Source organism: Vibrio sp. ZF 223, assembly GCF_003050585.1.
Taxonomy (GTDB): domain Bacteria; phylum Pseudomonadota; class Gammaproteobacteria; order Enterobacterales; family Vibrionaceae; genus Vibrio; species Vibrio crassostreae.
Window position 1 is genome coordinate 70,096 of sequence record NZ_PIGB01000013.1, and the last position, 26,983, is coordinate 97,078.

Genomic DNA, 26,983 nt, shown 5'->3' on the forward strand with positions numbered 1-26,983 from the left:
TGAATTATCCGAGCGCCATCCTCATATACTTTTTATACCCAAAGATAAGAAATATTAAGAGGCCCTACTCGTGACTACCATTGTATCTGTACGTCGTAATAATAAAGTCGTCATCGCGGGTGATGGACAAGTATCTCTAGGCAACACTGTAATGAAGGGCAATGCCCGTAAAGTACGTCGCCTATACAACAACAAAGTACTGGCAGGTTTTGCTGGCGGTACCGCTGATGCTTTCACGCTATTCGAAAAATTTGAAAGCAAGCTGCAAATGCACCAAGGTCACCTAACCAAAGCTGCCGTTGAGCTGGCGAAGGATTGGCGTAGCGACCGTGCTCTACGTAAGTTAGAAGCACTGTTAGCAGTAGCGGATGAGACCGCTTCACTGATCATCACAGGTAACGGTGACGTCGTTCAACCTGAGAACGACCTGATTGCGATCGGTTCGGGCGGTAACTTCGCTCAAGCAGCAGCTACTGCACTATTAGAAAATACTGATTTAGATGCGCGTGAAATCGCAGAAAAGTCGCTGAACATTGCGGGCGACATCTGTGTCTTCACCAACCATCACCACACTATTGAAGAACTAGAAAGCACCGTTGAGCTGCCAAAGCCAGAGTAACGACCGCTTCCATCAATAACGTTGTATTCAACAGTGATTAAAGAATTAAGGAAAAACCATGTCTGAGATGACTCCTCGCGAAATTGTTCACGAACTCAATCGCCACATTATCGGCCAAGACAACGCTAAGCGTTCAGTAGCTATCGCTCTGCGTAACCGCTGGCGTCGTATGCAGCTTGAAGAAAGCCTGCGTGTTGAAGTATCACCAAAGAACATCCTAATGATTGGCCCAACAGGTGTCGGTAAAACTGAAATTGCTCGCCGCCTAGCGAAATTAGCAAACGCGCCTTTCATCAAGGTAGAAGCGACTAAGTTCACCGAAGTTGGCTACGTTGGTAAAGAAGTTGAGACCATCATCCGTGATCTAACGGACGTTGCAATCAAGATGACACACCAACAAGCGATGGAGAAAGTACAGTACCGCGCTGAAGAACAAGCTGAAGAACGCATTCTTGATGCCCTTCTACCACCAGCACGTGATGCTTGGGGTCAGAACGAGCAATCAACAGAAGACACCACCTCTTCAAACACTCGCCAGATTTTCCGCAAGAAACTGCGTGAAGGTAAGCTAGACGACAAAGAGATCGAAGTTGATGTAGCCGCGCCGCAAATGGGTGTTGAAATCATGTCACCTCCAGGCATGGAAGAGATGACAAACCAGCTGCAAGGCATGTTCCAAAACCTAGCAGGCGACACCAAGAAAAAGCGTAAGATGAAAATCAAAGACGCATTCAAAGCACTGACGGAAGAAGAAGCTTCAAAGCTTGTGAACCAAGAAGAGCTAAAAGAGAACGCGATCTTCAACGCTGAAAACAACGGCATCGTATTCATCGATGAGATCGACAAAATCTGTAAGCGTGGCGACAGCTCAGGCCCAGACGTATCTCGCGAAGGTGTTCAGCGTGACCTACTGCCTCTTATCGAAGGCAGCACAGTATCAACCAAGCACGGCATGGTTAAAACTGACCACATCTTGTTTATCACATCAGGCGCATTCCAAGTGGCTAAGCCATCTGACCTGATCCCTGAACTACAAGGTCGTCTACCAATCCGCGTAGAACTTGAAGCACTATCAGCACATGACTTCAAACGCATCCTGACTGAACCAAAAGCATCTCTAACAGAGCAATACATTGCCCTAATGAAAACAGAAGATGTGAGCATTGAGTTTACTGAAGATGGCATCAACCAGATTGCGGACGCAGCATGGCGCGTAAACGAAACCACTGAGAACATCGGTGCGCGTCGTCTACACACAGTAATGGAGCGTCTAATGGATGAAATTTCATTCGAAGCAACAGACAAAGCTGGCAGCAAGCTTGTTATTGATGAAGCTTACGTAACGTCGAAACTTGGTGAGTTCGTAGAAGACGAAGACTTAAGTCGCTTCATCCTGTAGCACACCAAACTCCAACTTATTGCTCTATCTCAAAGAAATAGCAGCTAATAAGCGAATTCAAGGCCCACTTTCGAGTGGGCTTTTTATTACCCGAAAAATGGGCGTATACTCAAATCACAGTTTGAAACGAAGACTTACAAAGAAATAGACCTACGATGAAACAATCTCTACTGATTTGGCTTGATGCCGCACGACCAAAAACTCTGCCTCTTGCACTTGTCTCTATTCTTACAGGAAGTAGTTTAGCGTTCGCCGGCGGTCAGTTTTCTTTATCGATAGCACTACTGGCTTTTCTAACCGCCACCCTATTACAGATTCTGTCGAACCTAGCCAATGACTATGGCGACGCAGTAAAGGGCACAGACAACGAAAATCGCCTGGGACCAACACGCGCCATGCAATCTGGCGCGGTAACAGCGAAAACCATGAAGCAAGCGATCATCCTCAACATCGTGTTTACCATGGTCGCTGGGCTGATTCTTATTTTTCACGCCTTAACCTCGATTGAAAGTATCTTATCTTTCATTGCGTTAGGCGTATTAGCCATTGTTGCAGCCATCGCTTACACCGTCGGTAATAAACCTTATGGCTATATCGGCCTTGGCGACTTATCGGTGTTTATCTTCTTCGGTTTGTTAGGTGTATCGGGGACTTACTTCTTGCACACTGGCCATGTTGAACCAAGCCTGTTTCTCCCTGCTCTGGGCTGCGGACTGATGGCGGTTGCGGTACTCAATATCAACAACATGCGCGATATCGAAAACGACAGCGAATGCGGTAAACGTACCATGGCAGTTCGCCTAGGACAGCGCAAAGCTAAGCACTATCATTTCGCCTTGCTTGGTCTCGCCCTTGCGTCTTTCGCTATTTACCTACTGATTCAAGAAAAGCCAGTCTGGATCAGCCTGCCGTTTTTGCTGAGTATTATTATTGTTTATAAACATGGCAAAGCTGTTTGGGAAACCGAAAAACCCGCGCAGATTGCACCAATGATGCCAGTGATTGTGAAATGCTCACTGGTCACTAACCTATTGTTTGCAGGGGTTGTCGTAGCTCAAACTCTATTGAGTTAAATGAGACTAATCATTGCAAAGGGATCAAGCACCGATATACTCAAAGTAAGCTCATTGTTCAAAAGGTATACGAATGGAATACAACACTTCAGCACTGTGCGACATATATTTGGATCAAGTTGATGTCGTGGAACCAATGTTCAGCAACTTCGGTGGACGTGCATCCTTCGCAGGACAGATCACGACATTAAAGTGTTTTGAAGACAACGCTTTGATTCGCTCTGTACTAGAGCAAGATGGTCTGGGGCGTGTGTTGTTAATCGACGGTGGTGGCTCACTGCGTAAAGCGCTGATTGATGCTGAGATTGCCCTACTTGCCGAAGACAATGAGTGGGAGGGTATTGTGGTTTACGGCTGTGTTCGTGAAGTCGATGAGCTTGAAGACATGAACTTAGGCATCCAAGCCTTGGCTTCTATTCCCGTTGGTGCGAGCCAAGAGGGTGTCGGTGAGTTAGACGTTCCAGTGAACTTTGGTAGCGTGACCTTCTTACCAGAAGATTACCTCTACGCCGACAACACCGGTATCATTCTTTCAGCCGAACCTCTAGATGTAGAACTCGATCTGGATGTTGAGCAAGAAGAGGTCGAGTAACTCACTCGGCTTTGAATACTAAAACAAAGCATAAGAATACGAAGTATTAGAACGCAAACAAAAACGCCCGCTACTGAGTAGCGGGCGTTTTTTTAAATCTGAAGAGTCGATTACTCTACTTCATCCATTTTACCAAGAAGGTTACGGATGCGATCTTGCCATGCTGAATGCTCTTCCTGCATTTGCTGAGTTTTTTGCTCTAGTTCGTGACGGCTTGCTTTAAGCTCACCAGCTTCTGTTGCTAGTGCTTGTTTCTCTTCTTTAAGCTCTTCCACTTCCATTTGAAGAAGTGCAATTGTATCTACTGCTGTTTGAATTTTTGCTTCTAGCTGCTCTAGTACTTCAAAAGACATTCTGGCCTACCTTTAAGTTATCCGTTTGATGGTGAAGGTTCACTCCACTTATTTCCCCATTCTACTCAGCAGAGCAAGGATAAACACTCAATATATTCGATATTTTGCGCCATTCGATGAAAAAAACAGCGCTTTTTACCGAATATTGACGTGAACGATTAGCGCCACAACGGCAAACCGATTATTTTGATGAATAATAACTGTTTTCCACTGCGAATTGATCGAGAGCAATCTCCAAAAAACAAAAAGGCAAACGTTTCCTTTTGGATATGGTAAAATTCGCCGCGAAATTTCTATTCCCCCTTTGAAAATTTTGGAGTCCGCATGAAACGCGATTTAGCAATGTCATTCTCTCGTGTCACAGAAGGTGCAGCACTAGCTGGTTACAAGTGGCTTGGCCGTGGCGATAAAAACGCTGCAGATGGCGCTGCTGTAGAAGTAATGCGTAGCCTATTAAACAAAACTGAAATTAGCGGTGAGATCGTTATCGGCGAAGGTGAAATCGATGATGCACCTATGCTGTACATCGGCGAAAACGTAGGTGTGGGCGGCGATGCTGTCGACATCGCAGTTGACCCAATTGAAGGGACACGCATGACAGCAATGGGCCAATCAAATGCATTGGCTGTATTGGCTGCAGGCGAAAAAGGCAGCTTCCTTAAAGCGCCTGATATGTACATGGAGAAGTTGGTTGTAGGCCCAGGTGCTAAAGGTGTGATTGACCTAGAACTACCATTAACAGAAAACCTAGAAAACATCGCTAAAGCGTTAGGTAAAACACTCGATACTCTAGTCGTAACCACACTGGCTAAGCCTCGTCATGATCAAGTCATCGCCGACATGCAAGCTATGGGCGTTCGTGTATTCGCTGTGCCAGACGGTGATGTTGCGGCTTCTATCTTAACGTGTATGCCAGACAGCGAAGTGGACGTCATGTACTGCATCGGCGGCGCACCTGAAGGTGTGGTTTCTGCCGCGGTAATTCGCGCACTTGATGGTGATATGCACGGTCGTCTACTGCCTCGCCACGAAGTGAAAGGCGACACAGCAGAGAACCGTAAACACGGTGAACTTGAGCTTGAGCGTTGTGCTGAAATGGGCGTAACAGCGGGTATCGTGTTGAAGATGGAAGACATGGCTCGCAGCGACAACGTTGTATTCTCAGCAACGGGCATCACTAAGGGTGATTTGCTAGAAGGCATTACTCGTCAGGGTAATATCGCAACAACAGAAACTCTGCTTATCCGTGGCCGCTGCCGTACGATTCGCCGCATCAAATCTATCCACTACCTAGAGCGTAAAGATCCAGAAGTAGTAGGTCATATCCTGTAAGCCTAAACTCGGTGAAACAGAATATTCGAAGGCTGATACCAAGTATCAGCCTTTTGCTTTATTGGCGCAGTAGAATCTCATCATGGCTGCCGATAGAGTAAAACGCGAGCTATAGAGTAAATCATCATCAATATAGTAAATGGTTTGCTTTATAAACACCTTGCCTCATAATAGTAAGGTTCATGAGGTAGGGATAGTATGAAAACAAGCGACAAAATCTTACAGACCATTAAGCGTCAAGGCGCGGTAACCGCGAAACAACTGTCAGAAGAATTTGGCATGACGACAATGGGTGCAAGGCAACATCTGCAAAGCCTGGAAGATGACGGTATTCTTGCTTTTCATGATGTGAAAGTGAAAGTGGGTCGCCCGACTCGCCACTGGTCCCTGACTCAACAAGGCCACAGCCAATTTACAGACCGACATGGTGAACTCACTATTCAAGTGATTGATGCTGTGGAGAATCTATTTGGTAAAGAAGGGCTGGCTAAGGTTGCGGCCGAGCGTGAACAACACACACTCAAGCAATATCAAACTGCGCTGTCTGACTGTGATTCACTCATCAGCAAGCTTAAAAAACTCACCCAGCTTCGTGAAGACGAAGGCTACATGGCAGAGCTTCAAGAGCATGACGATCACTACATCTTGATTGAGAACCACTGCCCTATCTGCAAGGCTGCAACTCGCTGCCCTAGCCTGTGCCAATCTGAGCTCAATGTGTTTACTGAGTTACTAAAAGGTGAGTGTCACGTGAGCCGTACAGAGCACATAATTGCTGGCGAGAGACGCTGTACTTACACATTAACACCCGCACTTTGATCGTAACGGTAAACGGTTGATACTGTCTCAATATTGAGAAAACACAAATAGATTAAAATTTGTACAGATTTCTTTCTTAAGCTTATAGCATATGAAACACGCTTAATGCTAAGGAAGGAATGATGGCGCATCCTCAACCCGCTCAAAAACTGCCACCCTTTGACGAACTTGTCCAACTCGCGAAAAGCGATCCTAAAGCATTCAACCAATTCAAACACGAGATGTGCGAACAGATGATTTGTTCGGCTTCAGAGACCATGCAAGGTAGGCTTCGCGCTCAACAAAGTCACATCGACTTAGTGGTTAGTCGCTGTAAAAACCCACACCATGCCAATGTCGTGCTCATGCAAGAGTTACGCTGTCAGGTCTGTAAGTTCCAAGATGCACTCGAAGGGCGCAGCGGCTTTAAAGAATCTCTGCCTGAAAATGTCGTGCCTTTTAAGCCGAATACCGAACCTAAAATGTACTGAAAGTAGCAAGGCATTAAAAAGAAAAAAGGGAGCCTAATGCTCCCTTCTTATCTATCAATATTTACATGGGTCTTCGCCGTAGTCATTACGGCCTTCAGTGCCCTTCAACAAGCCACACTCAATCAGAATCCATAAGCCACACACTAATGCCGCGACGGTTGCCGCCATATGAATTGGCGATACAGGCTCTGTGGTAGTCGCAGCCATTGGCGAAGCTAAACGACCCAGTACTAGCGGCACATTTAGCAATAGCCAGTAATTCGACTTATTGCGGTCGTGCCAGCGCTTAGCGGTGACCGCAAGATCTGGGATCACAAGCATCAATAGGAAGATTGGTAGCAGGATATACGAATAAGCAGGGAACAACACAGAGATACCAGAAGCAAAACCAGTAATCGCTATGTAGTAGAAAATATTCCAAATCCAGTAAGTCTTACGACCAATTCTCCCCTTGAAAGAGAGCAGTAAATCTTTCATCGACATCTTAAATACTCAAATTTATACGCCGCTAAAAGTCAGCAGCAATGGTTAGTTTATTACTTTTTGAAAACAACTTTTATCCATATCACGAATATTCACCGTTAAGCTTCTTACATGACTCGCTTGCTCTTGCAGGATCTGCATTAACGATCGTGACAATTCTCGCTTTTGCTCTTCCGTTCGTCCCGAAAGTAACTCAAAGCTGATATGAATAAAGTCTACACTATCTTCCTCATCACCGACCAACCAATTATGGCAACGCAGTGAACGAGACTTCACTGATGGCACATCAAACAAGCCACATGTGAGAGCGACTTGGTGGAGATCTTCCAGTAAGCCTTGGATATTCACTCGCTCATCCACTGAATTGGAGTACTCTAGAACTAGATTCGGCATTGTTACTTCCTGTTGTTAACGCAATCGTTTGTCCCTTAATAACAACTAACGATGAAAAATCCGAGAAGTTAGCTATTATTCTGTCTGCCGGATCACTGATATATGCTCAAAATCTACTCTGACCATTGAGTAAGATCCAAGAAAGTCATGACCACAGTCATGATCTGTTGATATTAATCTGTTATATTATTTCGTAATAAAGTTTACTTTTTTACATTCGATTTATTTAAATACTTTGGAGATATTCCTATGCGTCATCCTGTAGTTATGGGTAACTGGAAACTAAACGGCAGCAAAGAAATGGTTGTTGATCTACTAAACGGTCTTAACGCTGAACTTGAAGGCGTAACAGGCGTAGACGTAGCAGTTGCTCCACCAGCACTTTTCGTTGATCTTGCTGAGCGTACGCTTACTGAAGCTGGCAGCGCGATCATCCTAGGTGCTCAAAACTCTGACCTAAACAACAGCGGTGCATTCACTGGCGACATGTCTCCAGCAATGCTTAAAGAGTTCGGCGCATCTCACATCATCATCGGTCACTCTGAGCGTCGTGAATACCACAACGAATCAGATGAGTTCGTAGCTAAGAAATTCGCATTCCTAAAAGAGAACGGCCTAACTCCTGTTCTTTGTATCGGTGAATCTGAAGCACAAAACGAAGCCGGCGAAACTGTTGCTGTATGTGCTCGTCAACTTGACGCTGTTATCAACACTCAAGGTGTTGAAGCTCTTGAAGGCGCTATCATCGCTTACGAACCAATCTGGGCTATCGGTACTGGTAAAGCAGCTACAGCTGAAGATGCACAACGCATCCACGCTCAAATCCGTGCACACATCGCAGAGAAATCTGAAGAAGTTGCTAAGAAAGTTGTTATCCAATACGGCGGTTCTGTTAAGCCAGAAAACGCAGCAGCTTACTTCGCACAACCAGACATCGACGGTGCTCTAGTTGGCGGCGCAGCGCTAGACGCGAAAAGCTTCGCAGCTATCGCTAAAGCAGCAGCTGAAGCAAAAGCTTAATTTAAACGTCACCGTTTAGATTAGATGAAAGGTCAACTTAGGTTGGCCTTTTTTGTTGCCTGTCATTCCAGAAACCTCAAACGGCAGGCACAAAAAAACCGCTGAACAATCAGCGGTTTTTAAATTCTTTAAGCGAACGCTAGGCGTGGCTTAGAACAACTCTTCTGCAACGCGGAACAGCTCAGAACGGTCTGGGTTCTGCATGTTCTCGATACAGTCGATGATGTCGTGGTGAACAAGTTCTTCTTTCTCGATACCAACACAACGACCACCGTGACCTTCTTGAAGAAGGTGAACAGCGTAGTTACCCATGCGAGAAGCCAGTACACGGTCAAATGCAGTAGGACGACCACCACGTTGGATGTGACCAAGAACCGTTGCACGAGTTTCACGACCAGTTGAAGATTCGATCTCTTTAGCCAGTTCGTTCGCATCCATCATTAGCTCAGTTAGAGCGATGATTGCGTGCTTCTTACCTTTAGCAATACCATCTTGGATGTTGCTGATAAGCTGTTCTTTATCTAGGCCAGTCTCTGGAGTAATGATGTACTCACAACCACCCGCGATTGCTGACATAAGCGTAAGGTCACCACAGTGACGGCCCATGATTTCAACAATAGAAATACGTTGGTGAGAAGAAGACGTGTCACGTAGACGGTCAATTGAATCAATAACAGTGTTAAGCGCTGTTAGGTAGCCGATTGTGTAGTCAGTACCCGCGATATCGTTATCGATTGTGCCTGGAAGACCGATACATGGGTAACCCATTTCAGTCAGTTTCTTAGCACCCATGTAAGAACCGTCACCACCGATAACAACAAGTGCTTCGATGCCGTGCTTCTTAAGGTTCTCAATGCCTTTCTCACGAACAGCAACGTCTTTGAACTCAGGGAAACGTGCAGAACCTAAGAAAGTACCACCACGGTTGATCACGTCAGATACGCTTGAACGGTCAAGCTTTTCGATACGGTCTTCAACAAGGCCTTGGTAGCCGTCGTAAATGCCGTAAACTTCAATGCCAACTGATAACGCAGTACGAACAACGCCGCGAACTGCTGCGTTCATACCTGGAGCGTCACCACCACTGGTCAAAACACCGATCTTCTTAATCATGCTCACCCTCGATTTTTGGGAATCTATTATTCAATTCTTGTACTTGCTGATTGTATATCAACAAGATTTTAAATCTGTATTTGTGCTTTATGTTACATTTCCTCAAAGGGAATAGCACTTAAATCGCGTAAATTTATGTAACATTTCTACTTCTGTAAGAGTATTACAGTTTTACTCAGTAACTTTGTTGATTCACATCAGAATCAACATTAATTGTTACTAAGGTGTTTTTTGAATCACCAAAGAGTTAGTAATTTTTACTCACTTTAGTTCAAAAGCCACCCACTTACCATTTGCCAGCTAATTTTTAGCACGCATTACCACGAGTGGAATTTCTGCTGCTTCTCTGGTCCAAATACGACCGAATACGGGTCTTGGTGAATTAATACATCAGCATCAGGGAACACGGAGATAAGCTTAGCTTCTACTTCGTCTGAAATGCGATGCGCTTCAATAAGTGGGATATTATCTTCTAATTCTAGATGCAGTTGAATGAAGCGAATTGGCCCCGAACGACGCGTTCGTAATTGATGCACACCCAAAACGCCTTCCACGCTCAATGATGTCTCTTTTATCTGCTTTAGTTCTTCATCAGGTAGCTTATGATCAAGCAGAGATTGAACCGCTTCCATCGCCATTTGATAAGCGCTGTAAAGAATGTAGATACCTATACCGACCGCAAATACAGAGTCCGCTTGGCCAAGCCCAAACCAACTTAATGCCAGTGCCAGCATGATCGCGGCGTTCATATAAAGGTCTGATTGATAGTGCAATGAATCGGCTGCAATAGCTTGGCTACCCGTTTTGTTGACCACATGTTTTTGGAAGCGAACCAGACCAAAGGTCATCACTATCGCGAACAGGCTGACGTAGATACCAATTTCTGGAGAGTTCAGTTCATGAGGTCGGAAGAAGCGCTCAATACCATTGAGAATAAGGAAACATGCTGAGCCAGAAATAAACATCGCTTGCGCTAATGCAGCAAGGGATTCGGCCTTACCATGACCAAAGGTGTGCTCTTTGTCGGCAGGCTGCAGAGAGTAGCGAACCACAATAAGATTAACGACAGAGGCTGCGATATCAAGCATGGAGTCCACGACGGAAGCCAACAGACTCACAGAACCTGTCACCCACCACGCTGCGACTTTCACTATCAATAAAATAGTGGCGATGGTTGTGGCTGCCCAAGCGGCGAGCGTAACTAAACGTGCGTATTCTTGTTTCATAACTTGGCTATAAAGTGACTGATAGCACAAAGTATAACCTGCAAACAACCAATTGAATATGACAGCCATGATGTAAAACATTCATTTTTAAGGATCAAAAAAAGCGGCACACGGCCGCTTCTTTCTAAACACTTTCATTCAACGCTGATTTATCAAGCAATGAATTACTTGTCTTTGTTCATGCGTTTTTCCATTTTGTCAGCACACTTAGTCATGCGCTCTTGTTGGATTTCTTTCAGTTGAGTCTTTTGCTCAGGTGTTAGTACGCTCATCATTTGATGTTGTTTCTTAAGCATTGCTACGCGACGCTCAGTTTGCTTCTCAACCATTTGGCTTGCTAGGTCGTTTGCAGCTGCTTCATCGAAGTTGTCAGCCAGTACCAATGCTTGAACTTTCTCTTGATGCGCTTTCATTTTCGCCATCTTGTCAGCTTTATTGCCTGAGTGTTTTTCTTTCATCTCAGCGCGGTTCGCTTCACGCATCTCTTTTAGTTCTGCTTTTTGAGCATCAGTCAGGTCTAGCTGACGCATCACTTTCTTATCGAAGCCGCCACATTTACCGTGCATGCCTTTGTGGTCGCCTTTATCACCACCACCGTAAGCATATGCGCTTGCTGTACCAAAAATAAGTGGAAGTGCCGCAGCTGCTAGTACAAGTTTCTTAGTCATTTTCATAATTGTTGCCTCAATTCGGTATAATAAGTCATGTGTTGCGTCTGTTTCTCAGCGCTTGAATATAGATTAGTCTTTCCCTCGTAAAGTGACGTTTAGAAAGCGTAAAGAATCGTAAAGAGTGAAAGTTGACGAATAATTAGCAGTATTATTAACCTGTAAATAGCAGATAACCGATTAAGGCTTCCCAATGGCGAACATTCTTCTTATTGATGACGACACCGAGTTAACCAGCTTACTCAAAGACATTCTGAGCTTTGAGGGCTTCACTGTTTCCGAAGCCAATGATGGCTATGCAGGGCTTGAAGCTATCAATGATGAGATTGACCTGATTCTTCTGGATGTGATGATGCCGCGCCTTAATGGCATGGAGACACTAAAGAAACTGAGAGAAAATTGGGAAACGCCCGTGCTGATGCTGACCGCAAAAGGCGAAGAGATCGACCGTGTAATTGGCCTTGAACTTGGCGCAGACGATTATCTACCTAAGCCTTTCAGTGACAGAGAGTTGTTAGCGCGTATTCGTGCCATTTTGCGTCGGACTCAAACCACCACTGCACCTAAAGCGGCCAGTGACAAGGTTCAATATCAAGACATCGAAGTCTTCCCTGGTAAACAAGAAGCCTACTGTAATGGTCAGCTCATCGACCTCACCACAACCGAGTTCGCACTACTGAGTCACCTTATCCAAAATCCAGGGCAAGTGATCACCAAAGAAGCATTGAGCCTAGATGTGTTAGGTAAAAGGCTTGCGGCGTTTGACCGCGCAATTGATATGCACATCTCCAATCTGCGTAAAAAGATTCCTGAGCGCAGCGACGGCAAATCTCGCATCAAAACCTTACGAGGCCGTGGTTACTTATTGGTAGAGGAAGATTAATGCGTATCCCTAAAATCACCAGCTTATATGGACGTATCTTTGCTATCTTTTGGTTCACCATGTTACTGGTGCTTTTGTCGGTGCTGTCACTTCCCCATTTAGATCCACGTGTAGCACGTGATGTGCCCGCAGATCATCTCAATAAATTAGAGCGTATCGCTAAATTCACAGAGAAACGCTACGCCAAAGAACCGAATCTGGGCAAAATTGTGTTCCAACTTGAGGCACCACGTAGCCGCAAGGATTCTCGCGCCCGCATCTACTTAACTGACCTTGAAGGAGCTGTCCTTACCTCTAAGAGACATTCAGACTACAAGTTGAAGGCAATTCGAAACTTTGTGACCTCAATTGAGAACCCTGAAGTGCCGAAGCAGAAGCTATACGGGCACTACATGGTCGCAGGTCCAGTACCGATCAAACTCGCAGGTGAAGAACTGTTGATGTACGCCGGAGTGAAATGGAATCAACCACCGCCATTCTTGTTACGCCTGTTTGATAAACCTCTGCAGCTTTTGCTTGCCGTGATGTTAGCCAGTACCCCGCTATTATTATGGTTAGCTTGGGCATTGAGCCAACCTGCTCGCAGGCTCGAACGCGCAGCCCAGCGCGTAGCGAAAGGTCAATTTGAAGTCGATCCAACACTTGAAAAAGGCACTTCAGAGTTTAGACAAGCAGGTGAAAGCTTTAACCAGATGGTAGAAGCGGTGAACCAAATGATTTCGGGGCAACAGCGACTGCTCTCTGATATTTCACACGAGCTCCGCTCCCCACTGACACGTCTTCGTATGGCCAATGCACTAGCGATTCGTAAACAAGGCGAGAGCCAAGAGTTAGAACGCATTGACACCGAAGCACAACGTTTGGAACAGATGATCAGTGAGCTACTGACGCTATCTCGTATGCAGGTCGACAGCCACATTACTCGTGAGGTTCAACCTATCTCGAGCCTGTGGGAAGAGATCTTGAAAGACGCACAGTTTGAAGCCGAGCAGATGGGTAAACAGCTGACGTTCTCGGAGATCCCCGAGCGTTCTATTTCGGGTAACCCTAAGCTGCTGATGAGTGCGCTAGACAATATTACGCGTAATGCCATCTACTACGGCAAAGACCAAGTCGATGTGCAGTTCCACGTGGTGCAAGATCAGCTAACAATTTGCGTCAATGATAATGGTGATGGTGTACCGGAGGATGAATTAGATTCTATCTTCAGGCCTTTCTACCGTGTCTCAACTGCCCGTGATCGTAATACCGGAGGTACTGGGCTTGGGTTAACCATTACTGAGAGTGCGATTCGCCAACACAGCGGCACCATCACGGCAAGCCGAAGCCAGTTAGGTGGATTACAACTCGAAATCACCCTACCTATCTTACCGGTGTAATACCCCCACAAAGATCGCAGTTGATAATGATTGTTATTATCACTATGGTAAATCCTCTAATTATGGAGGATTTACCATGTCGCACACTTTCCCTGAACTGCCCTACGCTTACGATGCCCTAGAACCTTACATTGATGCTAAAACGATGGAAGTGCATTACAGCAAGCACCATAGAACCTACTACGATAAGTTTGTTGCGGCGGTGTCTGGCAGCGAACTAGAACAGCAATCTCTGACCGAAATCTTCGCTAACATCTCGCAGCACAGCCCTGCCGTGCGTAACAATGGTGGCGGCTACTACAACCATATCTTGTATTGGAATTGTATGTCGCAAGACGGCGGTGGAGAACCGACAGGCGAACTTGGTGATGCTATCAAGAGCACATTCGGAGATTTCAAGACGTTCCAAGATCAGTTCGCTCAAGCAGCAATCAATACCTTCGGCTCAGGCTTTGCGTGGTTGGTGGTAGAACAAGGACAACTGAAAATCATCTCAACCTCAAACCAAGACAACCCGTGGATGGATACCATCGCCAGCAATGGTGAGCCAATTCTTGCGCTGGATGTTTGGGAACACGCTTACTACATCAGCTACCAAAACCGTCGCCCTGATTACATCAACGCATGGTGGAATGTGGTGAATTGGAATGCCGTATCTGAAAACTACGCACAAGCACTTACGAATAAAGCGTAAGCGAATGGTGGTGAACTGTACTCACTCAGCTTGCCACCGTATACTCGGGCTATCTTTGATTATTCTTGTGAAACAACATGTTTGATATCGCTCTATACGAACCAGAAATTGCGCCCAATACGGGTAACATCATCCGCCTATGTGCTAACTGCGGCGCAAACCTGCACCTGATTGAACCGCTTGGCTTTGATTTTGAAGAGAAGAAAGTTCGTCGTGCTGGCTTGGATTACCACGACCTTGCGCGAGTGAAGCGTCACAAGAACCTAGAAGCCTTCCTTGAGTATCTAGAAAATGAACGCGAAGGTGACTTCCGTATTTTTGCTTGCACAACGAAAACCACAGGTCACCACGTGGATGCAAAATTCCAACAAGGTGATGTGTTGATGTTTGGCCCAGAGACACGCGGCCTGCCTGCTGAGTTCATCGAAAGCATGCCAATGGAACAACGCATTCGCATTCCAATGATGCCAGACGCACGCAGCCTAAACCTGTCTAACGCGGTTGCGATTATTGCTTTTGAAGCGTGGCGACAAATGGGGTTTGAAGGCGCGGTATAACCGATCGCTTACTAGGGCGGTTATCTGCTACCAATGATCGCTAACACGCAATAAAAAAGGCTCTTACCATTATCACTTGCTTGCGAAGGATAATGGTAAGAGCCTTTTCTGTTTTTCCCTCTATATAAAGAAGAGGGAAAACGGATTAGTTCAAGCGGTTACGATCGTTGTCGTCGTCTTTCTTCTCAAACTCACCCTCAAAGGTGTTGCCATCTTTTGATTGGTCAGAGGGATCGCGATTGAATGGGTCTTGTCCAAATGGACTCTGACCAAAACCAGCCTGTCCACCCGCATGGAAACCGCCAGACATATTGCTAACCACCATTTTTTCCATCATTTTCTTAGCAATCATCGCTCTTGGTGCTGGCAGCAATACCAACATACCAAGTGCGTCCGTCATAAAACCCGGAGTCAGCAGCAATACACCTGCAACCGCAAGCATCACGCCTTCAAGAATCTGCTGTGCTGGCATTTCGCCTTGTTGCAAACGGCCTTGTACAGACATTAGTGTCTGAATGCCTTGGCTACGAACCAGTGAGGCACCAACAAATGCAGTAATCAACACTAACGCAATAGTTGGCCACAATCCTAAGAAGCCACCAACTTGAATAAATAGCCCAATCTCAATGATGGGTACGAAGATAAATAGTAATAATAAGATAGGAAACACACGCCCTCCTTTGTTGCATTCAGTTTACGCTGAAAGCCCTATCAATCTCAAATTTATCCTGTAAATAAGCGTGTTTATTGACCGAGAATAACTTTGCAAAATATTGACGAAACAAAACCGAAAAAGGTGATCAACTTAATATTTTTATGCGCTAAGTACAGTATCATGTGCCACATAAGTCAGGACGGATTTATCAGCCCAATATTCTAGCGAACGGAGTATTTGCACACAGAATAGGCTAATAACTAACTATATAATCAGAATAATTCTCTAAGGATCCTGTTATGGCTACTCTATCAGAAGCACAAGTTGATGCTCCTCAAGCTACTCGTCTCGAAGAAGATCTTTTAGGTCAACGTCATGTTCCGGCTGATGCTTACTACGGCATCCACACTCTACGCGCAGTTGAAAACTTCAACATCTCAAATGTAACGATCTCAGATGTACCTGAATTCGTTCGCGGTATGGTGATGACAAAGAAAGCTGCGGCTTTAGCAAACAAAGAGTTAGGTGTAATTCCTAGCGAAGTGGCTAAATACATCATCCAAGCTTGTGACCTAATTCTAGACACGGGTAAGTGCATGGATCAGTTCCCATCAGACGTTTTCCAAGGTGGTGCTGGTACTTCTGTAAACATGAACGCGAACGAAGTGGTTGCGAACGTGGCACTTGAGCTTATGGGCAAAGAAAAAGGCCAATACGAGTTCATCAACCCGAACGACCATGTAAACCGTAGCCAATCTACAAACTGTGCTTACCCAACTGGCTTCCGTATCTCTGTTTACAACAGCGTACTAAAACTGATCGACGCGATTGAATACCTAAAAGGTGCATTCGAGCTTAAGAGCCAAGAATTCAACACCATTTTGAAGATGGGTCGTACTCAACTTCAAGATGCAGTTCCAATGACGGTTGGCCAAGAGTTTCACGCTTGGGCTGTAACCATCAATGAAGAAATCAAAAACCTAGAATACACCTCAAAGCTACTGCTTGAAGTTAACCTAGGCGCAACAGCTATCGGTACTGGTCTGAATGCAGCTCCTGGCTACCAAGGCCTAGCAGTTAAACACCTAGCAGAAGTAACGGGCCTTGAGTGTGTAGCGGCTGAAGATCTTATCGAAGCAACGTCTGACTGTGGCGCATACGTAATGACGCACGGCGCACTTAAGCGTCTAGCCGTTAAGCTATCTAAGATCTGTAACGATTTACGTCTACTTTCTTCTGGCCCACGTACTGGCCTGAACGAACTGAACCTACCTGAACTACAAGCTGGCTCTTCAATCATGCCTGCTAAAGTAAACCCAGTTGTACCTGAAGTAGTAAACCAAGTTTGCTTTAAAGTTCTAGGTAATGACAACACGGTTTCTTTCGCAGCAGAAGGCGGTCAGCTTCAATTGAACGTAATGGAACCTGTTATCGCACAAAGCATGTTTGAGTCTTTAGACATCCTAACAAACGCATGTGTGAACCTACGCGACAAGTGTGTAGACGGCATTACTGTGAACAAAGAAGTGTGTGAATCTCACGTATTTAACTCTATCGGTATCGTAACTTACCTAAACCCATACATTGGCCACCACGAAGGTGACATTGTTGGTAAGATCTGTGCAGAAACAGGTAAGAGCGTGCGTGATGTGGTTCTAGAGCGCGGTTTATTGAGCGAAGAAGAGCTTGATGACATTTTCTCTGTTGAAAATTTGATGCATCCTCAGTATAAAGCGAAGCGCTACGAATAAAGTTAGCGAGAAAGGGCTCCAAACGGAGCCCTTTTTTAGGCTCCAATACGGTTAACCATGTTTATTTTGTGGATTTCTGTATGTTGCACTTTTGCTTAATTGAACCTAAACCATAGAACTATTATGTGAACATTCCAGCGGCGAATGTTCACATAATAAAATCTAAATGAGGTGTTACTTATGATTGCAGTAGAACTATTTGTCGTCCTGCTCTTTATCTTTTTGGGGGCCAGAATTGGCGGTATCGGTATCGGTTTTGCCGGTGGTGCTGGTGTTATTGCCCTTTCACTTATTCTTGGCGTTCCAACAAGCCAATCTTTCATCCCGATCGACGTAATCTTGATCATCATGTCTGTTATCACCGCAATTGCTGCAATGCAGGTTGCTGGCGGTATGGACTGGTTGGTGCAAATTGCAGAAAACTTTTTGCGTAAGCACCCTGAACGCATCACCTTTTATGCGCCAATCGTGACCTTTGTAATGACGCTAATGGCGGGTACTGGTCACACAGCATTCTCAACACTTCCTGTTATCGCAGAAGTAGCGAAAGGCCAAGGCGTTCGTCCTTCTCGTCCACTGTCTATCGCAGTTGTCGCTTCTCAAATCGCTATCACGGCTTCGCCAATCTCGGCAGCGGTTGTGGCTTTCGCGGCAATGCTGGCACCGTTCGGTGTTGATTATCTAACGCTACTGATGGTTTGTATCCCAACAACCTTCATCGCTTGTATGGTTGGCGCGGTTGTCGCTAACTACATGGGTAGCGAGCTGAAAGACGATCCTGTTTACCAAGAGCGTCTAGAGAAAGGTCTAATCAAACTAGCAACAGAAGAGAAACGCGAAATTCTGCCAACAGCGAAGAAAGCAACGTACATCTTCCTAGCAGCGATTGGTTTCGTGGTGTGCTACGCAGCAGCTATCTCTAGCTCTGTTGGTCTAATTGAAAACCCTGCGCTAGGTCGTAACGAAGCGATCATGTCTGTGATGCTGGCAGCAGCTGCGGCTATCGTTCTGTTCACTAAGATTGATGCAGCTAAGATTTCTTCAGCGCCAACATTCCGCTCTGGTATGACGGCATGTGTATGTGTACTTGGTGTGGCTTGGTTAGGTTCAACATTTGTAAACGCACACGTTGCTGAAATCAAAGACGTAGCAGGCGCTCTACTGGCTGACTACCCATGGATGCTGGCTCTTGTTCTGTTCTTCGCTTCGATGCTGCTTTACTCTCAAGGCGCAACAACGGTTGCACTGATGCCTGCAGCACTAGCGATTGGCGTAGCACCACTAACAGCCGTTGCTTCTTTTGCTGCGGTAAGTGCGCTGTTCGTACTTCCAACTTACCCTACGCTACTAGCAGCGGTTGAGATGGATGACACAGGCTCAACGCGTATCGGTAACTACGTTTTCAACCACCCATTCTTCATTCCAGGTGTGGTAACAATCAGTACAGCGGTAGCACTAGGCTTCGCGTTCGGCGGTCTGTTTATCTAATATTCGCTGATGATTGAACATTTAAAAGGAAGCTTCGGCTTCCTTTTTTATTTTCTACTCAACGTGTTGTTTGATACACATCAAATAACCATTATAAACTTTAAAAACCGCCTAAAAATAAAGTTTGAATAAAATTCCAAGATTATTCAACCCAACTAGAAACAACACCTATCAAATCAATCCCCCCTCGCTTTCCTTTAATCCATAGCGAATATTAATCCAAGCTAACTAACCAAAAAACCTTGCCGTTTTTCTGCCATTTTTCAGACCATTCATTAGCGATTATTTTTGTGAACAGCACCAAACTTAAATACTGACGTAAGGAATAAAATAACCGCAGCTAAATTAAATCTAACTTCATTTGGATTAGTAAATATAAAAACAAACTTAATTTAAAGTCAGCAACTTTATATCGTTGAGTGCTTTATAAGTGTCCGTGTATTTACAATCTATAAATCATTAGTCGCTAATTCACATCACTTCTATTTAAGATGATGTAAGGAGATAGCCATGACAACTCAAACGATACCAAGCGAGAAAAAAAAGGGCGGCTTCTTTGCCAACTTTAAATTCCCTTCTGCCTACACCATTCTATTTATTCTGATAGCGTTCGTCGCTCTGCTTACCTGGATTGTTCCAGCAGGCCAATACGACCGAGCAATGAATGAAGAGCTAGGCCGAGAAGTACCCGTAACCGGAACCTATCAAGCGGTAGAAGGTAACCCTCAAGGCGTGATTGACGTACTGCTAGCGCCTATTGACGGCTTCTACGACCACAATAGCTATGAAGCTGCGGCAATCGACGTTTCGCTGTTCATCCTAATCATTGGTGGCTTCTTAGGACTAGTAACTAAGACGGGGGCGATTGATGCCGGTATCGAACGCGTTACCGCACGATTAGAAGGGCGAGAAGAGTTGATGATACCAATACTGATGGCACTGTTCGCCGCAGGCGGTACTGTCTACGGCATGGCGGAAGAATCACTACCATTCTATACACTGTTGGTGCCTGTAATGATGGCTGCTCGCTTTGACCCTCTAGTGGCTGCTGCGACGGTACTACTTGGCGCAGGGATTGGGGTGCTAGGTTCAACCATTAACCCATTCGCAACCGTGATCGCTGCCAACGCCTCTGGCATTCCATTTACCGACGGTATCGTGTTGCGTATTGCGATGTTGATTATTGGTTGGGGTATCTGTGTCGCCTACGTGATGCGCTACGCAAGAATGGTTCAAGCCGATCCAAGCAAATCCATTGTGTACGACAAATACGAAGAGAACAAAGCGCACTTCCTTGGCAACGCAAGTGGCGAAAAACTAGAATTCACCGCAACTCGTAAACTGATTCTGACCATTTTTGGTGGTTCATTCGCGGTAATGATTTACGGTGTATCCGTTGCTGGGTGGTGGATGGCAGAGATCTCTGCAATGTTCTTAGCAGCAACCATCATCGTCGGTATTGTGGCTCGTATGAGCGAAGAAGAGTTTACCACCAGCTTTATTGATGGTGCCCGTGACCTACTTGGTGTTGCGCTTATCATAGGTATTGCACGTGGTATCGTAGTGGTGATGGACCGCGGTATGATCACCGATACCATTCTGTTCTCTGCAGAACAAATGGTAACGGGGCTTTCTTCAGTTATCTTCATTAACGTGATGTTCTTCTTAGAGATTCTACTGTCGTTCTTAGTTCCATCGACCTCTGGCTTGGCGGTACTTACCATGCCAATCATGGCACCACTGGCTGACTTTGCTGGCGTAGGTCGTGACCTGGTTATCACCGCGTACCAATCAGCATCTGGCTTGGTGAACCTAATTACGCCAACCTCCGCGGTGGTGATGGGTGGCTTGGCGATTGCTCGCGTCCCTTATGTACGCTGGGTTAAATGGGTAATGCCACTAGTCGGTATCTTGATGGTGTTCTGCATCATTGTTCTGAGTATTGGTGCGCTTATCTAAAACCTACACACCTCACTTTCTCACTCAAAGCCGCTTTCTAGCGGCTTTTTTTGTCACTATCGATGACCAACAAAACCCTTCCATCGAAACACCCTCACAAGCTGCACACGCATCATTTAAAGCCACTCTATTAATCTATCTACCTATCAAAGCCGCAAAGCCTAAACGAGCTGAGACACTTGCTAGAAAGCAAAGATAACCTTTAAATATCGATACTAAGGTTAATTAAAAAGCAAATATTCATCGCTACTATATTTAGATAAATACTTAGTCACTTATTAGAGTTAATTATATTAAAAGTAAATCAATCTGTAATAACCAAAGGACAAGCATTAGCTATTTTCATAGAAAATCGGATTAAAACACTCGATTATAAAGTGTGACCGAAATAGCTTTATTCGCATTTAAATTGTTAAAGAATAATTAATTTCACATTCAAAATTAAATATATAAATACTAACATTGCATACTTCCACCTTAAGCTCATTCTTATCAATAAAATTATTTTGCATATAAACCCCTGTAATTCCCACTCTAGTAATACGAGTGAAAAAAGTATGCATAATGTTCCCAAAGAGTTAACTATTTAGAAGGGATAGCCAATAGTTAAAAGTGCATAAAGTTTGTTAAAACCCTTAATTTTAAAGGGCTGAGGGATAAAAAACGATTTGTGATAGATCTCTAAGAATACCTGACTAGCAGGCGTAATATTAATTCCAGACAAGAGATATGAATAAATAATTCATTCTTCTCAACTGAAAATAAATAATTACTCTTAGCGATAAAAGTAATTCAAATATATAAGAGAGAGACGATCATGAGTAAGTTCTATGTAGGTTCTGAAATAGGTCAATTACGCCGCGTTCTAGTTCACCGTCCAAGACGCGCACTGACTCACCTAACACCCTCTAACTGTCACGATTTACTATTTGATGACGTACTGGCTGTTGAGCGTGCAGGTAAAGAGCATGACGCATTTACTCAAACGCTACGTGATCAAGGTGTTGAAGTTCTTCTTCTTACTGACCTACTAGCGGACACGCTAGCAGTGCCAGAAGCGAAAGATTGGCTTTTGAATCATCAAGTTTCTGATTACCGCTTAGGCAAAACTTTTGCTAACGACGTGCGCTGCTACTTGGGCGACTTACCAAACCTAGAGCTAGCAAAAATCCTAACGGGCGGCCTGTCTTACGCTGAGATGCCAATGAAATCATCTTCAATGATGCAAGGCATGCACGCACCAACTGACTTCATTATCGAACCTCTACCAAACCACCTATTTACTCGTGACACATCTTGTTGGGTATATGGCGGTGTATCAATCAACCCAATGGCGAAACCTGCTCGTCAACGTGAAACCAACCACGTTCGCGCTATTTACCGCTGGCACCCAACATTCGCAGGCCAAGACTTCATCAAATACTTCGGCGATGAAGAAAACATCAGCTACGACAACTCAACGATTGAAGGCGGTGACGTTCTTGTTATCGGTCGTGGCACAGTGCTTATCGGTATGTCTGAGCGTACAACAGCACAAGGTGTTGAGCACTTAGCATCTAGCCTATTCAAACACGGTCAAGCGAAACAAGTTATCGCAATGCAGCTACCAAAACACCGCTCTTGCATGCACTTAGACACCGTTATGACGCACATGAACGAAGATACGTTCTCTGTTTACCCTGAAGTGGTGAGTAAAGACGTTCAGTGCTGGAACTTAACTGGCGATGAGTCTGGTGCGGTAAAAGTGAAAGAGGAAGGCTACTTCGTAACGGCTATCGAAAAAGCATTGGGCGTAGACAAGTTAAACCTAATCACGACTGGTGGTGACAACTTCCATGCAGAACGTGAGCAGTGGAACGATGCAAACAACGTTCTAACGGTTAAACCTGGCGTCGTGATTGGCTACGAAGGCAACACATACACCAATGAAAAATACGACAAAGCAGGCATCACAGTTCTTCCGATTCCAGGCGATGAACTTGGCCGCGGTCGCGGTGGCGCACGCTGCATGAGCTGCCCAATTGAGCGTGATGGTATCTAATCACTAAGACGAAACGGCCAAGTTGAACGATCTTAAATCATCTCAGCTTGGCCAAAATGAGAGAACACAATTATGACTAAGCAAACTGTTGTTGTCGCACTCGGTGGTAATGCCCTACTTCGTCGCGGTGAGCCGTTAGAAGCCGATGTTCAACGCCGCAATATTGAAACGGCTGTGAAAACCATCTCTGAAATCGCAAAAGTGTACAACGTGGTGTTAGTGCACGGTAATGGCCCACAAGTTGGCTTACTTGCTCTGCAAGGTTTGGAATACAAGAAAGTAAATCCATACCCGCTAGATGTATTGGGCAGCGAAACTCAAGGCATGATCGGCTATATGTTGATGCAAGAGTTTAAGAACTACCTGCCTAACCGCAACATCTCTTGCATGTTGACCCAAATGACGGTTGATCCAAATGATCCTGCATTTGCGGATCCAACCAAACCGATTGGCCCAATCTACGAAGAAGCTGAAGCGCGTGAATTAGCGGAGAAATTCCACTGGATCGTCAAACCAGACGGACAACACTTCCGTCGCGTTGTGCCAAGCCCACGCCCTACTGGCATTGTTGAGCACGAAGCGATTACGCAACTTATCGATGCAGGCCACCTCGTAATTTGTACAGGCGGCGGTGGCATCCCAGTAAAAAAAGAAAACGGCAAATTAGTGGGTGTTGAAGCGGTTATCGACAAAGACATGTCAGCGGCTTTCTTGGCGAAACAACTGGATGCGGATGCACTGCTTATTTTGACCGACGCGGACGCTGTTTACCTTGACTGGGGCAAACCGACTCAACACGCATTGCGCAGTACCACCCCAAGCGAGTTAGCAATGTTCGAGTTCGATGCAGGCTCTATGGGGCCAAAAATTGAAGCGTCGTGCGAATTCATTGAGCAAGGCGGCAAGGTTGTGGGTATCGGCGCACTCGAAGATGGCTTGCAAATCCTGCAAGGCCAAGCGGGTACCAATATCACCAAAGGTTAACGCACAAATAAGTTTCTATGTCCTTGTAAACACAGAATCAAACGAAACAAACCGAACCGAACAAATTTAACTAAAAATTGAATCGCGCTTTCTTGAATTTTCTTTCCCTGTAACAGGAAAGCGCCTAAATCTAAGAAGGAATACATCATGGCTTTTAACCTACGCAATCGTAACTTCCTAAAACTACTAGATTTCACTCCACGCGAAATTCAACACTTGTTAGATCTTTCTATGGAGCTAAAAAAAGCGAAGTACAACGGTTACGAACAGCCAACACTGACTGGCAAAAACATCGCACTTATCTTTGAGAAAACCTCAACTCGTACTCGCTGTGCATTTGAAGTTGCTGCATTCGACCAAGGTGCTCGAGTTTCTTACTTAGGCCCATCTGGCTCTCAAATTGGCCACAAAGAATCAATGAAAGATACCGCTCGCGTTCTTGGCCGTATGTACGATGGCATTGAATACCGCGGCTTCGGTCAAGAGATCGTTGAAGAGCTAGGCGCTTACGCTGGCGTACCAGTATGGAATGGCCTGACTGACGAATTCCACCCAACACAAATCCTGGCTGACTTCCTAACTATGACGGAATACGGCCGTGGTAAACAACTGCATGAAATCAGCTTTGCTTACCTAGGTGATGCTCGTAACAACATGGGTAACTCTCTAATGGTTGGCGCTGCGAAAATGGGCATGGACATTCGCCTTGTTGCTCCAAAACAATTCTGGCCACAAGAAGAACTATTAGCTGAATGTCGTGAAATTGCTGAACACACAGGCGGCAAAATCACGCTAACAGAAGATGTTCAAGAAGGCGTGCAAGGTTGTGACTTCCTATACACCGATGTTTGGGTATCGATGGGCGAAGCAAAAGAAGCGTGGGCTGAGCGCATCAACCTAATGATGCCTTACCAAGTCAACATGGACATGATCAAAGCGACTGGCAACCCACATGTGAAATTCATGCACTGCCTACCGGCTTTCCACGGCGAAGATACCACCGTAGGCAAACAACTTGCTGCTGAATATCCACAACTAAAAGACGGCGTTGAAGTGACAGATGAAGTGGTTGAGTCTGAATACTCTATCGTGTTCGACGAAGCTGAAAACCGCATGCACACCATCAAAGCAGTAATGGTTGCGACACTAGGCAACTAATAAGTTAATAAGTTAAGCACTCACTTGTTCGTAAGACGTTGACAAGTTAAGTGCAATAACAGGGAAATGCGGGTGGCGTTCTTGGGATTTTGACCTTGGATAAAACCCGCATTTTTTTTCATGTACTAGAAAGGATTATTACCTGAAAAAACCTGAGATTCGCAGTTCCGACAAAGGCTTAAATGAAAGCTAAAAACGGACGCAATTTCGCATAAAAATCCATTAAATGAATACTTTACAGAAAGTATTGCATGGTCTTTTTATCTGAGTATAATCCTCCGCAATTTGTCTAAAGAGAGCAAAAAATGAACCGCAATTCTGTCGCACATAATTGTCAAACCACACGCCAAAGAGTGGCGTTGGTGTCATTTTTATTTTGCTCTATTGATCGTTTCGAAGCCTCCTATTTTAGGGGGCTTTTTTTTGTCCGCAATTTGACTGTATGCATAGAAGGAAGACCCGTTATGGCGCATTCGTTATTTAACAAGCACATCATCTCCATACCTGAGCTCACTCGTAATGAACTAGAGCTTATCGTCGACACAGCAGCAAGACTCAAGGCCGAGCCAAACCCAGAGTTGCTGAAAAATAAAGTCGTTGCGAGCTGCTTCTTTGAGCCTTCAACTCGAACTCGTCTTTCATTTGAAACCGCCGTTCAACGCCTTGGTGGCACGGTCATCGGCTTTGATAATGGCGGTAACACATCACTGGCGAAAAAAGGCGAAACGCTTGCCGACTCAGTGCAGGTTATTTCATCTTACGTGGATGCCTTTGTGATGCGTCACCCACAAGAAGGCGCAGCACGTTTAGCGTCTGAATTCTCTAACGGTGTTCCGGTGGTAAATGGCGGCGATGGTGCCAACCAACACCCAACTCAGACCTTGCTGGATCTGTTCTCGATTTACGAAACGCAGGGCACGCTTGATAACCTCAATGTCGCATTCGTCGGCGACCTAAAATATGGCCGTACTGTGCACTCACTAACCCAAGCGCTATCAAAATTCAATAACGTACGTTTCTTCTTTATCGCACCAGAAGTATTAGAGATGCCAGATTACATCTGTGAAGAGCTAGAAGAGATGGGGATCCAATACAGCACTCACAGCAGCATTGAAGAAGTCGTGCCAGAACTGGATGTTTTATACATGACTCGCGTACAGAAAGAGCGCTTTGATGCGTCGGAATACGCACACATGAAATCGGCTTACATCCTAACCGCCGATACATTGAAAGACGCTCGTCAAAATATGAAGGTCCTTCACCCACTGCCACGCGTCGACGAAATCACCACCGACGTCGATAAAACGCCACACGCTTACTACTTCGAACAGGCTGAAAACGGTGTGTACGCACGTGAAGCTTTATTAGCCCTAGTTCTAAACGACACTTTATAAGCAGGAGATATAGTCATGGTTAAACAAACTCAGCTACAAGTAGAAGCGATCCGTAATGGCAGCGTGATTGACCACATCCCTGCTCATCTTGGGATTAAAATTCTCAAACTGTTCAAGCTGCATAAAACAGAACAACGCATCACGATGGGCTTAAACCTGCCATCATCAGCGCTCGGCAACAAAGACCTAATCAAAATTGAGAACATCTTTCTGACCAAGGAACAAGCCAACCAATTGGCTCTGTACGCTCCACAAGCGACAGTGAATCAGATTGAAGAGTACAAAGTGGTCAACAAGCTAACCCTTGTGCTGCCAGAACAAATCAACAGTGTGTTCGCCTGCCCAAATAGCAACTGTATTTCACACGGTGAACCTGTCGAAAGTAGCTTTAAAGTGCAGCTAAAACACGGAAACGTACAGTTAAAATGTCACTATTGTGAAAAAGTATTCTCTCGCGAGATCATGAGTGAAATTCGCTAA

27 protein-coding genes are annotated in these 26,983 nt (G+C 45.2%); 20 read left to right on the forward strand and 7 right to left on the reverse strand.

The window, feature by feature from the left end; translation table 11 throughout:
• Positions 1-70: 70 nt before the first annotated feature.
• The 4 genes from hslV (at position 71) to rraA (ending at position 3,683) form a co-directional block, all read left to right on the forward strand.
• On the forward strand, positions 71-619 hold the full coding sequence (hslV, locus tag CWO13_RS20570) for an ATP-dependent protease subunit HslV (protein ID WP_004729692.1): 549 nt from the start codon (positions 71-73) through the stop codon (positions 617-619).
• Positions 620-677: 58 nt separating this feature from the next.
• Positions 678-2,018 (forward strand): HslU--HslV peptidase ATPase subunit, encoded by a 1,341-nt coding sequence (hslU, locus tag CWO13_RS20575; RefSeq protein WP_048605412.1) that lies wholly within the window; start codon positions 678-680, stop codon positions 2,016-2,018.
• A gap of 155 nt (positions 2,019-2,173) precedes the next feature.
• Complete coding sequence (locus tag CWO13_RS20580) at positions 2,174-3,091, forward strand: 1,4-dihydroxy-2-naphthoate polyprenyltransferase (protein ID WP_050632401.1); 918 nt, start codon at positions 2,174-2,176, stop codon at positions 3,089-3,091.
• A gap of 73 nt (positions 3,092-3,164) precedes the next feature.
• Positions 3,165-3,683, forward strand: a complete 519-nt coding sequence (gene rraA, locus CWO13_RS20585; protein ID WP_102433316.1) for a ribonuclease E activity regulator RraA — start codon at positions 3,165-3,167, stop codon at positions 3,681-3,683.
• Positions 3,684-3,793: 110 nt separating this feature from the next.
• On the opposite strand, the gene zapB is transcribed toward rraA, so the two are convergent.
• Complete coding sequence (gene zapB, locus CWO13_RS20590) at positions 3,794-4,036, reverse strand: cell division protein ZapB (RefSeq protein WP_008219652.1); 243 nt, start codon at positions 4,034-4,036, stop codon at positions 3,794-3,796.
• 324 nt (positions 4,037-4,360) lie between these two features.
• Here zapB and glpX point away from each other — a divergent pair, with 324 nt between their 5' ends.
• The 3 genes from glpX to CWO13_RS20605 all read left to right on the forward strand — a co-directional run bounded on the left by glpX (position 4,361) and on the right by CWO13_RS20605 (position 6,657).
• The gene (gene glpX, locus CWO13_RS20595; RefSeq protein ID WP_048659185.1) at positions 4,361-5,368 is read left to right on the forward strand and encodes a class II fructose-bisphosphatase; all 1,008 of its coding nucleotides are present in this window, start codon (positions 4,361-4,363) and stop codon (positions 5,366-5,368) included.
• Between the two features lie 198 nt (positions 5,369-5,566).
• Positions 5,567-6,187 (forward strand): helix-turn-helix transcriptional regulator, encoded by a 621-nt coding sequence (locus tag CWO13_RS20600; protein ID WP_102433317.1) that lies wholly within the window; start codon positions 5,567-5,569, stop codon positions 6,185-6,187.
• Positions 6,188-6,309: 122 nt separating this feature from the next.
• Entirely contained in the window at positions 6,310-6,657 is a 348-nt protein-coding gene (locus CWO13_RS20605) for a DUF3135 domain-containing protein (RefSeq protein WP_102433318.1), read from the forward strand.
• A 54-nt stretch (positions 6,658-6,711) separates the two neighbouring features.
• Here CWO13_RS20605 and CWO13_RS20610 read toward each other — a convergent pair whose 3' ends face one another.
• Both CWO13_RS20610 and CWO13_RS20615 read right to left on the reverse strand, forming a co-directional pair.
• Positions 6,712-7,140 carry a DUF805 domain-containing protein gene (locus CWO13_RS20610; protein ID WP_048659188.1) on the reverse strand — a complete coding sequence of 143 codons (429 nt, stop codon included), beginning with the start codon at positions 7,138-7,140 and terminating at the stop codon, positions 6,712-6,714.
• A 45-nt stretch (positions 7,141-7,185) separates the two neighbouring features.
• A complete protein-coding gene (locus CWO13_RS20615) occupies positions 7,186-7,533 on the reverse strand; it encodes a 5-carboxymethyl-2-hydroxymuconate Delta-isomerase (RefSeq protein WP_017061157.1) in 348 nt (115 codons plus the stop codon).
• Positions 7,534-7,782: 249 nt separating this feature from the next.
• Between CWO13_RS20615 and tpiA the strand changes: the two genes are divergently transcribed.
• Positions 7,783-8,553 (forward strand): triose-phosphate isomerase, encoded by a 771-nt coding sequence (gene tpiA, locus CWO13_RS20620; protein WP_017061158.1) that lies wholly within the window; start codon positions 7,783-7,785, stop codon positions 8,551-8,553.
• A 150-nt stretch (positions 8,554-8,703) separates the two neighbouring features.
• Here tpiA and pfkA read toward each other — a convergent pair whose 3' ends face one another.
• The 3 genes from pfkA to CWO13_RS20635 form a co-directional block, all read right to left on the reverse strand.
• Positions 8,704-9,666 carry a 6-phosphofructokinase gene (gene pfkA / locus CWO13_RS20625; protein WP_017061160.1) on the reverse strand — a complete coding sequence of 321 codons (963 nt, stop codon included), beginning with the start codon at positions 9,664-9,666 and terminating at the stop codon, positions 8,704-8,706.
• Between the two features lie 317 nt (positions 9,667-9,983).
• Positions 9,984-10,892 (reverse strand): CDF family cation-efflux transporter FieF, encoded by a 909-nt coding sequence (gene fieF / locus CWO13_RS20630; RefSeq protein WP_048659217.1) that lies wholly within the window; start codon positions 10,890-10,892, stop codon positions 9,984-9,986.
• 164 nt (positions 10,893-11,056) lie between these two features.
• Complete coding sequence (locus tag CWO13_RS20635) at positions 11,057-11,566, reverse strand: CpxP family protein (protein WP_055319901.1); 510 nt, start codon at positions 11,564-11,566, stop codon at positions 11,057-11,059.
• A 187-nt stretch (positions 11,567-11,753) separates the two neighbouring features.
• Here CWO13_RS20635 and CWO13_RS20640 point away from each other — a divergent pair, with 187 nt between their 5' ends.
• The 4 genes from CWO13_RS20640 (at position 11,754) to trmL (ending at position 15,073) form a co-directional block, all read left to right on the forward strand.
• Complete coding sequence (locus CWO13_RS20640; protein WP_055319900.1) at positions 11,754-12,443, forward strand: response regulator; 690 nt, start codon at positions 11,754-11,756, stop codon at positions 12,441-12,443.
• Positions 12,443-13,822: an envelope stress sensor histidine kinase CpxA gene (gene cpxA, locus CWO13_RS20645; protein WP_102530069.1), complete on the forward strand. Its 1,380-nt coding sequence runs from the start codon at positions 12,443-12,445 to the stop codon at positions 13,820-13,822. Before CWO13_RS20640 ends, cpxA begins: the two co-directional genes overlap by 1 nt.
• A gap of 76 nt (positions 13,823-13,898) precedes the next feature.
• Complete coding sequence (locus CWO13_RS20650; protein ID WP_102530070.1) at positions 13,899-14,516, forward strand: superoxide dismutase; 618 nt, start codon at positions 13,899-13,901, stop codon at positions 14,514-14,516.
• Between the two features lie 77 nt (positions 14,517-14,593).
• Positions 14,594-15,073: a tRNA (uridine(34)/cytosine(34)/5-carboxymethylaminomethyluridine(34)-2'-O)-methyltransferase TrmL gene (gene trmL, locus CWO13_RS20655; RefSeq protein ID WP_009844716.1), complete on the forward strand. Its 480-nt coding sequence runs from the start codon at positions 14,594-14,596 to the stop codon at positions 15,071-15,073.
• 145 nt (positions 15,074-15,218) lie between these two features.
• Here the strand turns inward: trmL and CWO13_RS20660 are convergent, their stop codons facing one another.
• Positions 15,219-15,743: an FxsA family protein gene (locus CWO13_RS20660; RefSeq protein WP_017077583.1), complete on the reverse strand. Its 525-nt coding sequence runs from the start codon at positions 15,741-15,743 to the stop codon at positions 15,219-15,221.
• A 284-nt stretch (positions 15,744-16,027) separates the two neighbouring features.
• Between CWO13_RS20660 and aspA the strand changes: the two genes are divergently transcribed.
• The 8 genes from aspA to pyrI all read left to right on the forward strand — a co-directional run bounded on the left by aspA (position 16,028) and on the right by pyrI (position 26,983).
• Positions 16,028-17,479, forward strand: coding sequence for an aspartate ammonia-lyase (gene aspA, locus CWO13_RS20665; RefSeq protein ID WP_102433322.1), 1,452 nt, complete (start codon positions 16,028-16,030; stop codon positions 17,477-17,479).
• A 180-nt stretch (positions 17,480-17,659) separates the two neighbouring features.
• Positions 17,660-18,967: an anaerobic C4-dicarboxylate transporter gene (locus CWO13_RS20670; protein ID WP_048659195.1), complete on the forward strand. Its 1,308-nt coding sequence runs from the start codon at positions 17,660-17,662 to the stop codon at positions 18,965-18,967.
• A gap of 510 nt (positions 18,968-19,477) precedes the next feature.
• On the forward strand, positions 19,478-20,926 hold the full coding sequence (locus CWO13_RS20675; protein WP_048659196.1) for a YfcC family protein: 1,449 nt from the start codon (positions 19,478-19,480) through the stop codon (positions 20,924-20,926).
• Between the two features lie 817 nt (positions 20,927-21,743).
• The gene (gene arcA / locus CWO13_RS20685) at positions 21,744-22,967 is read left to right on the forward strand and encodes an arginine deiminase (RefSeq protein WP_017062724.1); all 1,224 of its coding nucleotides are present in this window, start codon (positions 21,744-21,746) and stop codon (positions 22,965-22,967) included.
• Positions 22,968-23,039: 72 nt separating this feature from the next.
• Positions 23,040-23,951: a carbamate kinase gene (arcC, locus tag CWO13_RS20690; protein ID WP_016790859.1), complete on the forward strand. Its 912-nt coding sequence runs from the start codon at positions 23,040-23,042 to the stop codon at positions 23,949-23,951.
• A gap of 147 nt (positions 23,952-24,098) precedes the next feature.
• Positions 24,099-25,109, forward strand: a complete 1,011-nt coding sequence (locus CWO13_RS20695) for an ornithine carbamoyltransferase (protein ID WP_108083441.1) — start codon at positions 24,099-24,101, stop codon at positions 25,107-25,109.
• Between the two features lie 464 nt (positions 25,110-25,573).
• Positions 25,574-26,503 (forward strand): aspartate carbamoyltransferase, encoded by a 930-nt coding sequence (pyrB, locus tag CWO13_RS20705; RefSeq protein ID WP_017062721.1) that lies wholly within the window; start codon positions 25,574-25,576, stop codon positions 26,501-26,503.
• Positions 26,504-26,518: 15 nt separating this feature from the next.
• The gene (gene pyrI / locus CWO13_RS20710) at positions 26,519-26,983 is read left to right on the forward strand and encodes an aspartate carbamoyltransferase regulatory subunit (protein WP_108083442.1); all 465 of its coding nucleotides are present in this window, start codon (positions 26,519-26,521) and stop codon (positions 26,981-26,983) included.

Coding starts and splice junctions, on each gene's coding strand:
- hslU (WP_048605412.1), top strand. CDS start 678: ATGTCTGAGATGACTCCTCGCGAAATTGTTCACGAACTCAATCGCCAC.
- CWO13_RS20580 (WP_050632401.1), top strand. CDS start 2,174: ATGAAACAATCTCTACTGATTTGGCTTGATGCCGCACGACCAAAAACT.
- rraA (WP_102433316.1), top strand. CDS start 3,165: ATGGAATACAACACTTCAGCACTGTGCGACATATATTTGGATCAAGTT.
- zapB (WP_008219652.1), bottom strand. CDS start 4,036: ATGTCTTTTGAAGTACTAGAGCAGCTAGAAGCAAAAATTCAAACAGCA.
- glpX (WP_048659185.1), top strand. CDS start 4,361: ATGAAACGCGATTTAGCAATGTCATTCTCTCGTGTCACAGAAGGTGCA.
- CWO13_RS20600 (WP_102433317.1), top strand. CDS start 5,567: ATGAAAACAAGCGACAAAATCTTACAGACCATTAAGCGTCAAGGCGCG.
- CWO13_RS20605 (WP_102433318.1), top strand. CDS start 6,310: ATGGCGCATCCTCAACCCGCTCAAAAACTGCCACCCTTTGACGAACTT.
- CWO13_RS20610 (WP_048659188.1), bottom strand. CDS start 7,140: ATGTCGATGAAAGATTTACTGCTCTCTTTCAAGGGGAGAATTGGTCGT.
- CWO13_RS20615 (WP_017061157.1), bottom strand. CDS start 7,533: ATGCCGAATCTAGTTCTAGAGTACTCCAATTCAGTGGATGAGCGAGTG.
- tpiA (WP_017061158.1), top strand. CDS start 7,783: ATGCGTCATCCTGTAGTTATGGGTAACTGGAAACTAAACGGCAGCAAA.
- pfkA (WP_017061160.1), bottom strand. CDS start 9,666: ATGATTAAGAAGATCGGTGTTTTGACCAGTGGTGGTGACGCTCCAGGT.
- fieF (WP_048659217.1), bottom strand. CDS start 10,892: ATGAAACAAGAATACGCACGTTTAGTTACGCTCGCCGCTTGGGCAGCC.
- CWO13_RS20635 (WP_055319901.1), bottom strand. CDS start 11,566: ATGAAAATGACTAAGAAACTTGTACTAGCAGCTGCGGCACTTCCACTT.
- CWO13_RS20640 (WP_055319900.1), top strand. CDS start 11,754: ATGGCGAACATTCTTCTTATTGATGACGACACCGAGTTAACCAGCTTA.
- cpxA (WP_102530069.1), top strand. CDS start 12,443: ATGCGTATCCCTAAAATCACCAGCTTATATGGACGTATCTTTGCTATC.
- CWO13_RS20650 (WP_102530070.1), top strand. CDS start 13,899: ATGTCGCACACTTTCCCTGAACTGCCCTACGCTTACGATGCCCTAGAA.
- trmL (WP_009844716.1), top strand. CDS start 14,594: ATGTTTGATATCGCTCTATACGAACCAGAAATTGCGCCCAATACGGGT.
- aspA (WP_102433322.1), top strand. CDS start 16,028: ATGGCTACTCTATCAGAAGCACAAGTTGATGCTCCTCAAGCTACTCGT.
- CWO13_RS20670 (WP_048659195.1), top strand. CDS start 17,660: ATGATTGCAGTAGAACTATTTGTCGTCCTGCTCTTTATCTTTTTGGGG.
- CWO13_RS20675 (WP_048659196.1), top strand. CDS start 19,478: ATGACAACTCAAACGATACCAAGCGAGAAAAAAAAGGGCGGCTTCTTT.
- arcA (WP_017062724.1), top strand. CDS start 21,744: ATGAGTAAGTTCTATGTAGGTTCTGAAATAGGTCAATTACGCCGCGTT.
- arcC (WP_016790859.1), top strand. CDS start 23,040: ATGACTAAGCAAACTGTTGTTGTCGCACTCGGTGGTAATGCCCTACTT.
- CWO13_RS20695 (WP_108083441.1), top strand. CDS start 24,099: ATGGCTTTTAACCTACGCAATCGTAACTTCCTAAAACTACTAGATTTC.
- pyrB (WP_017062721.1), top strand. CDS start 25,574: ATGGCGCATTCGTTATTTAACAAGCACATCATCTCCATACCTGAGCTC.
- pyrI (WP_108083442.1), top strand. CDS start 26,519: ATGGTTAAACAAACTCAGCTACAAGTAGAAGCGATCCGTAATGGCAGC.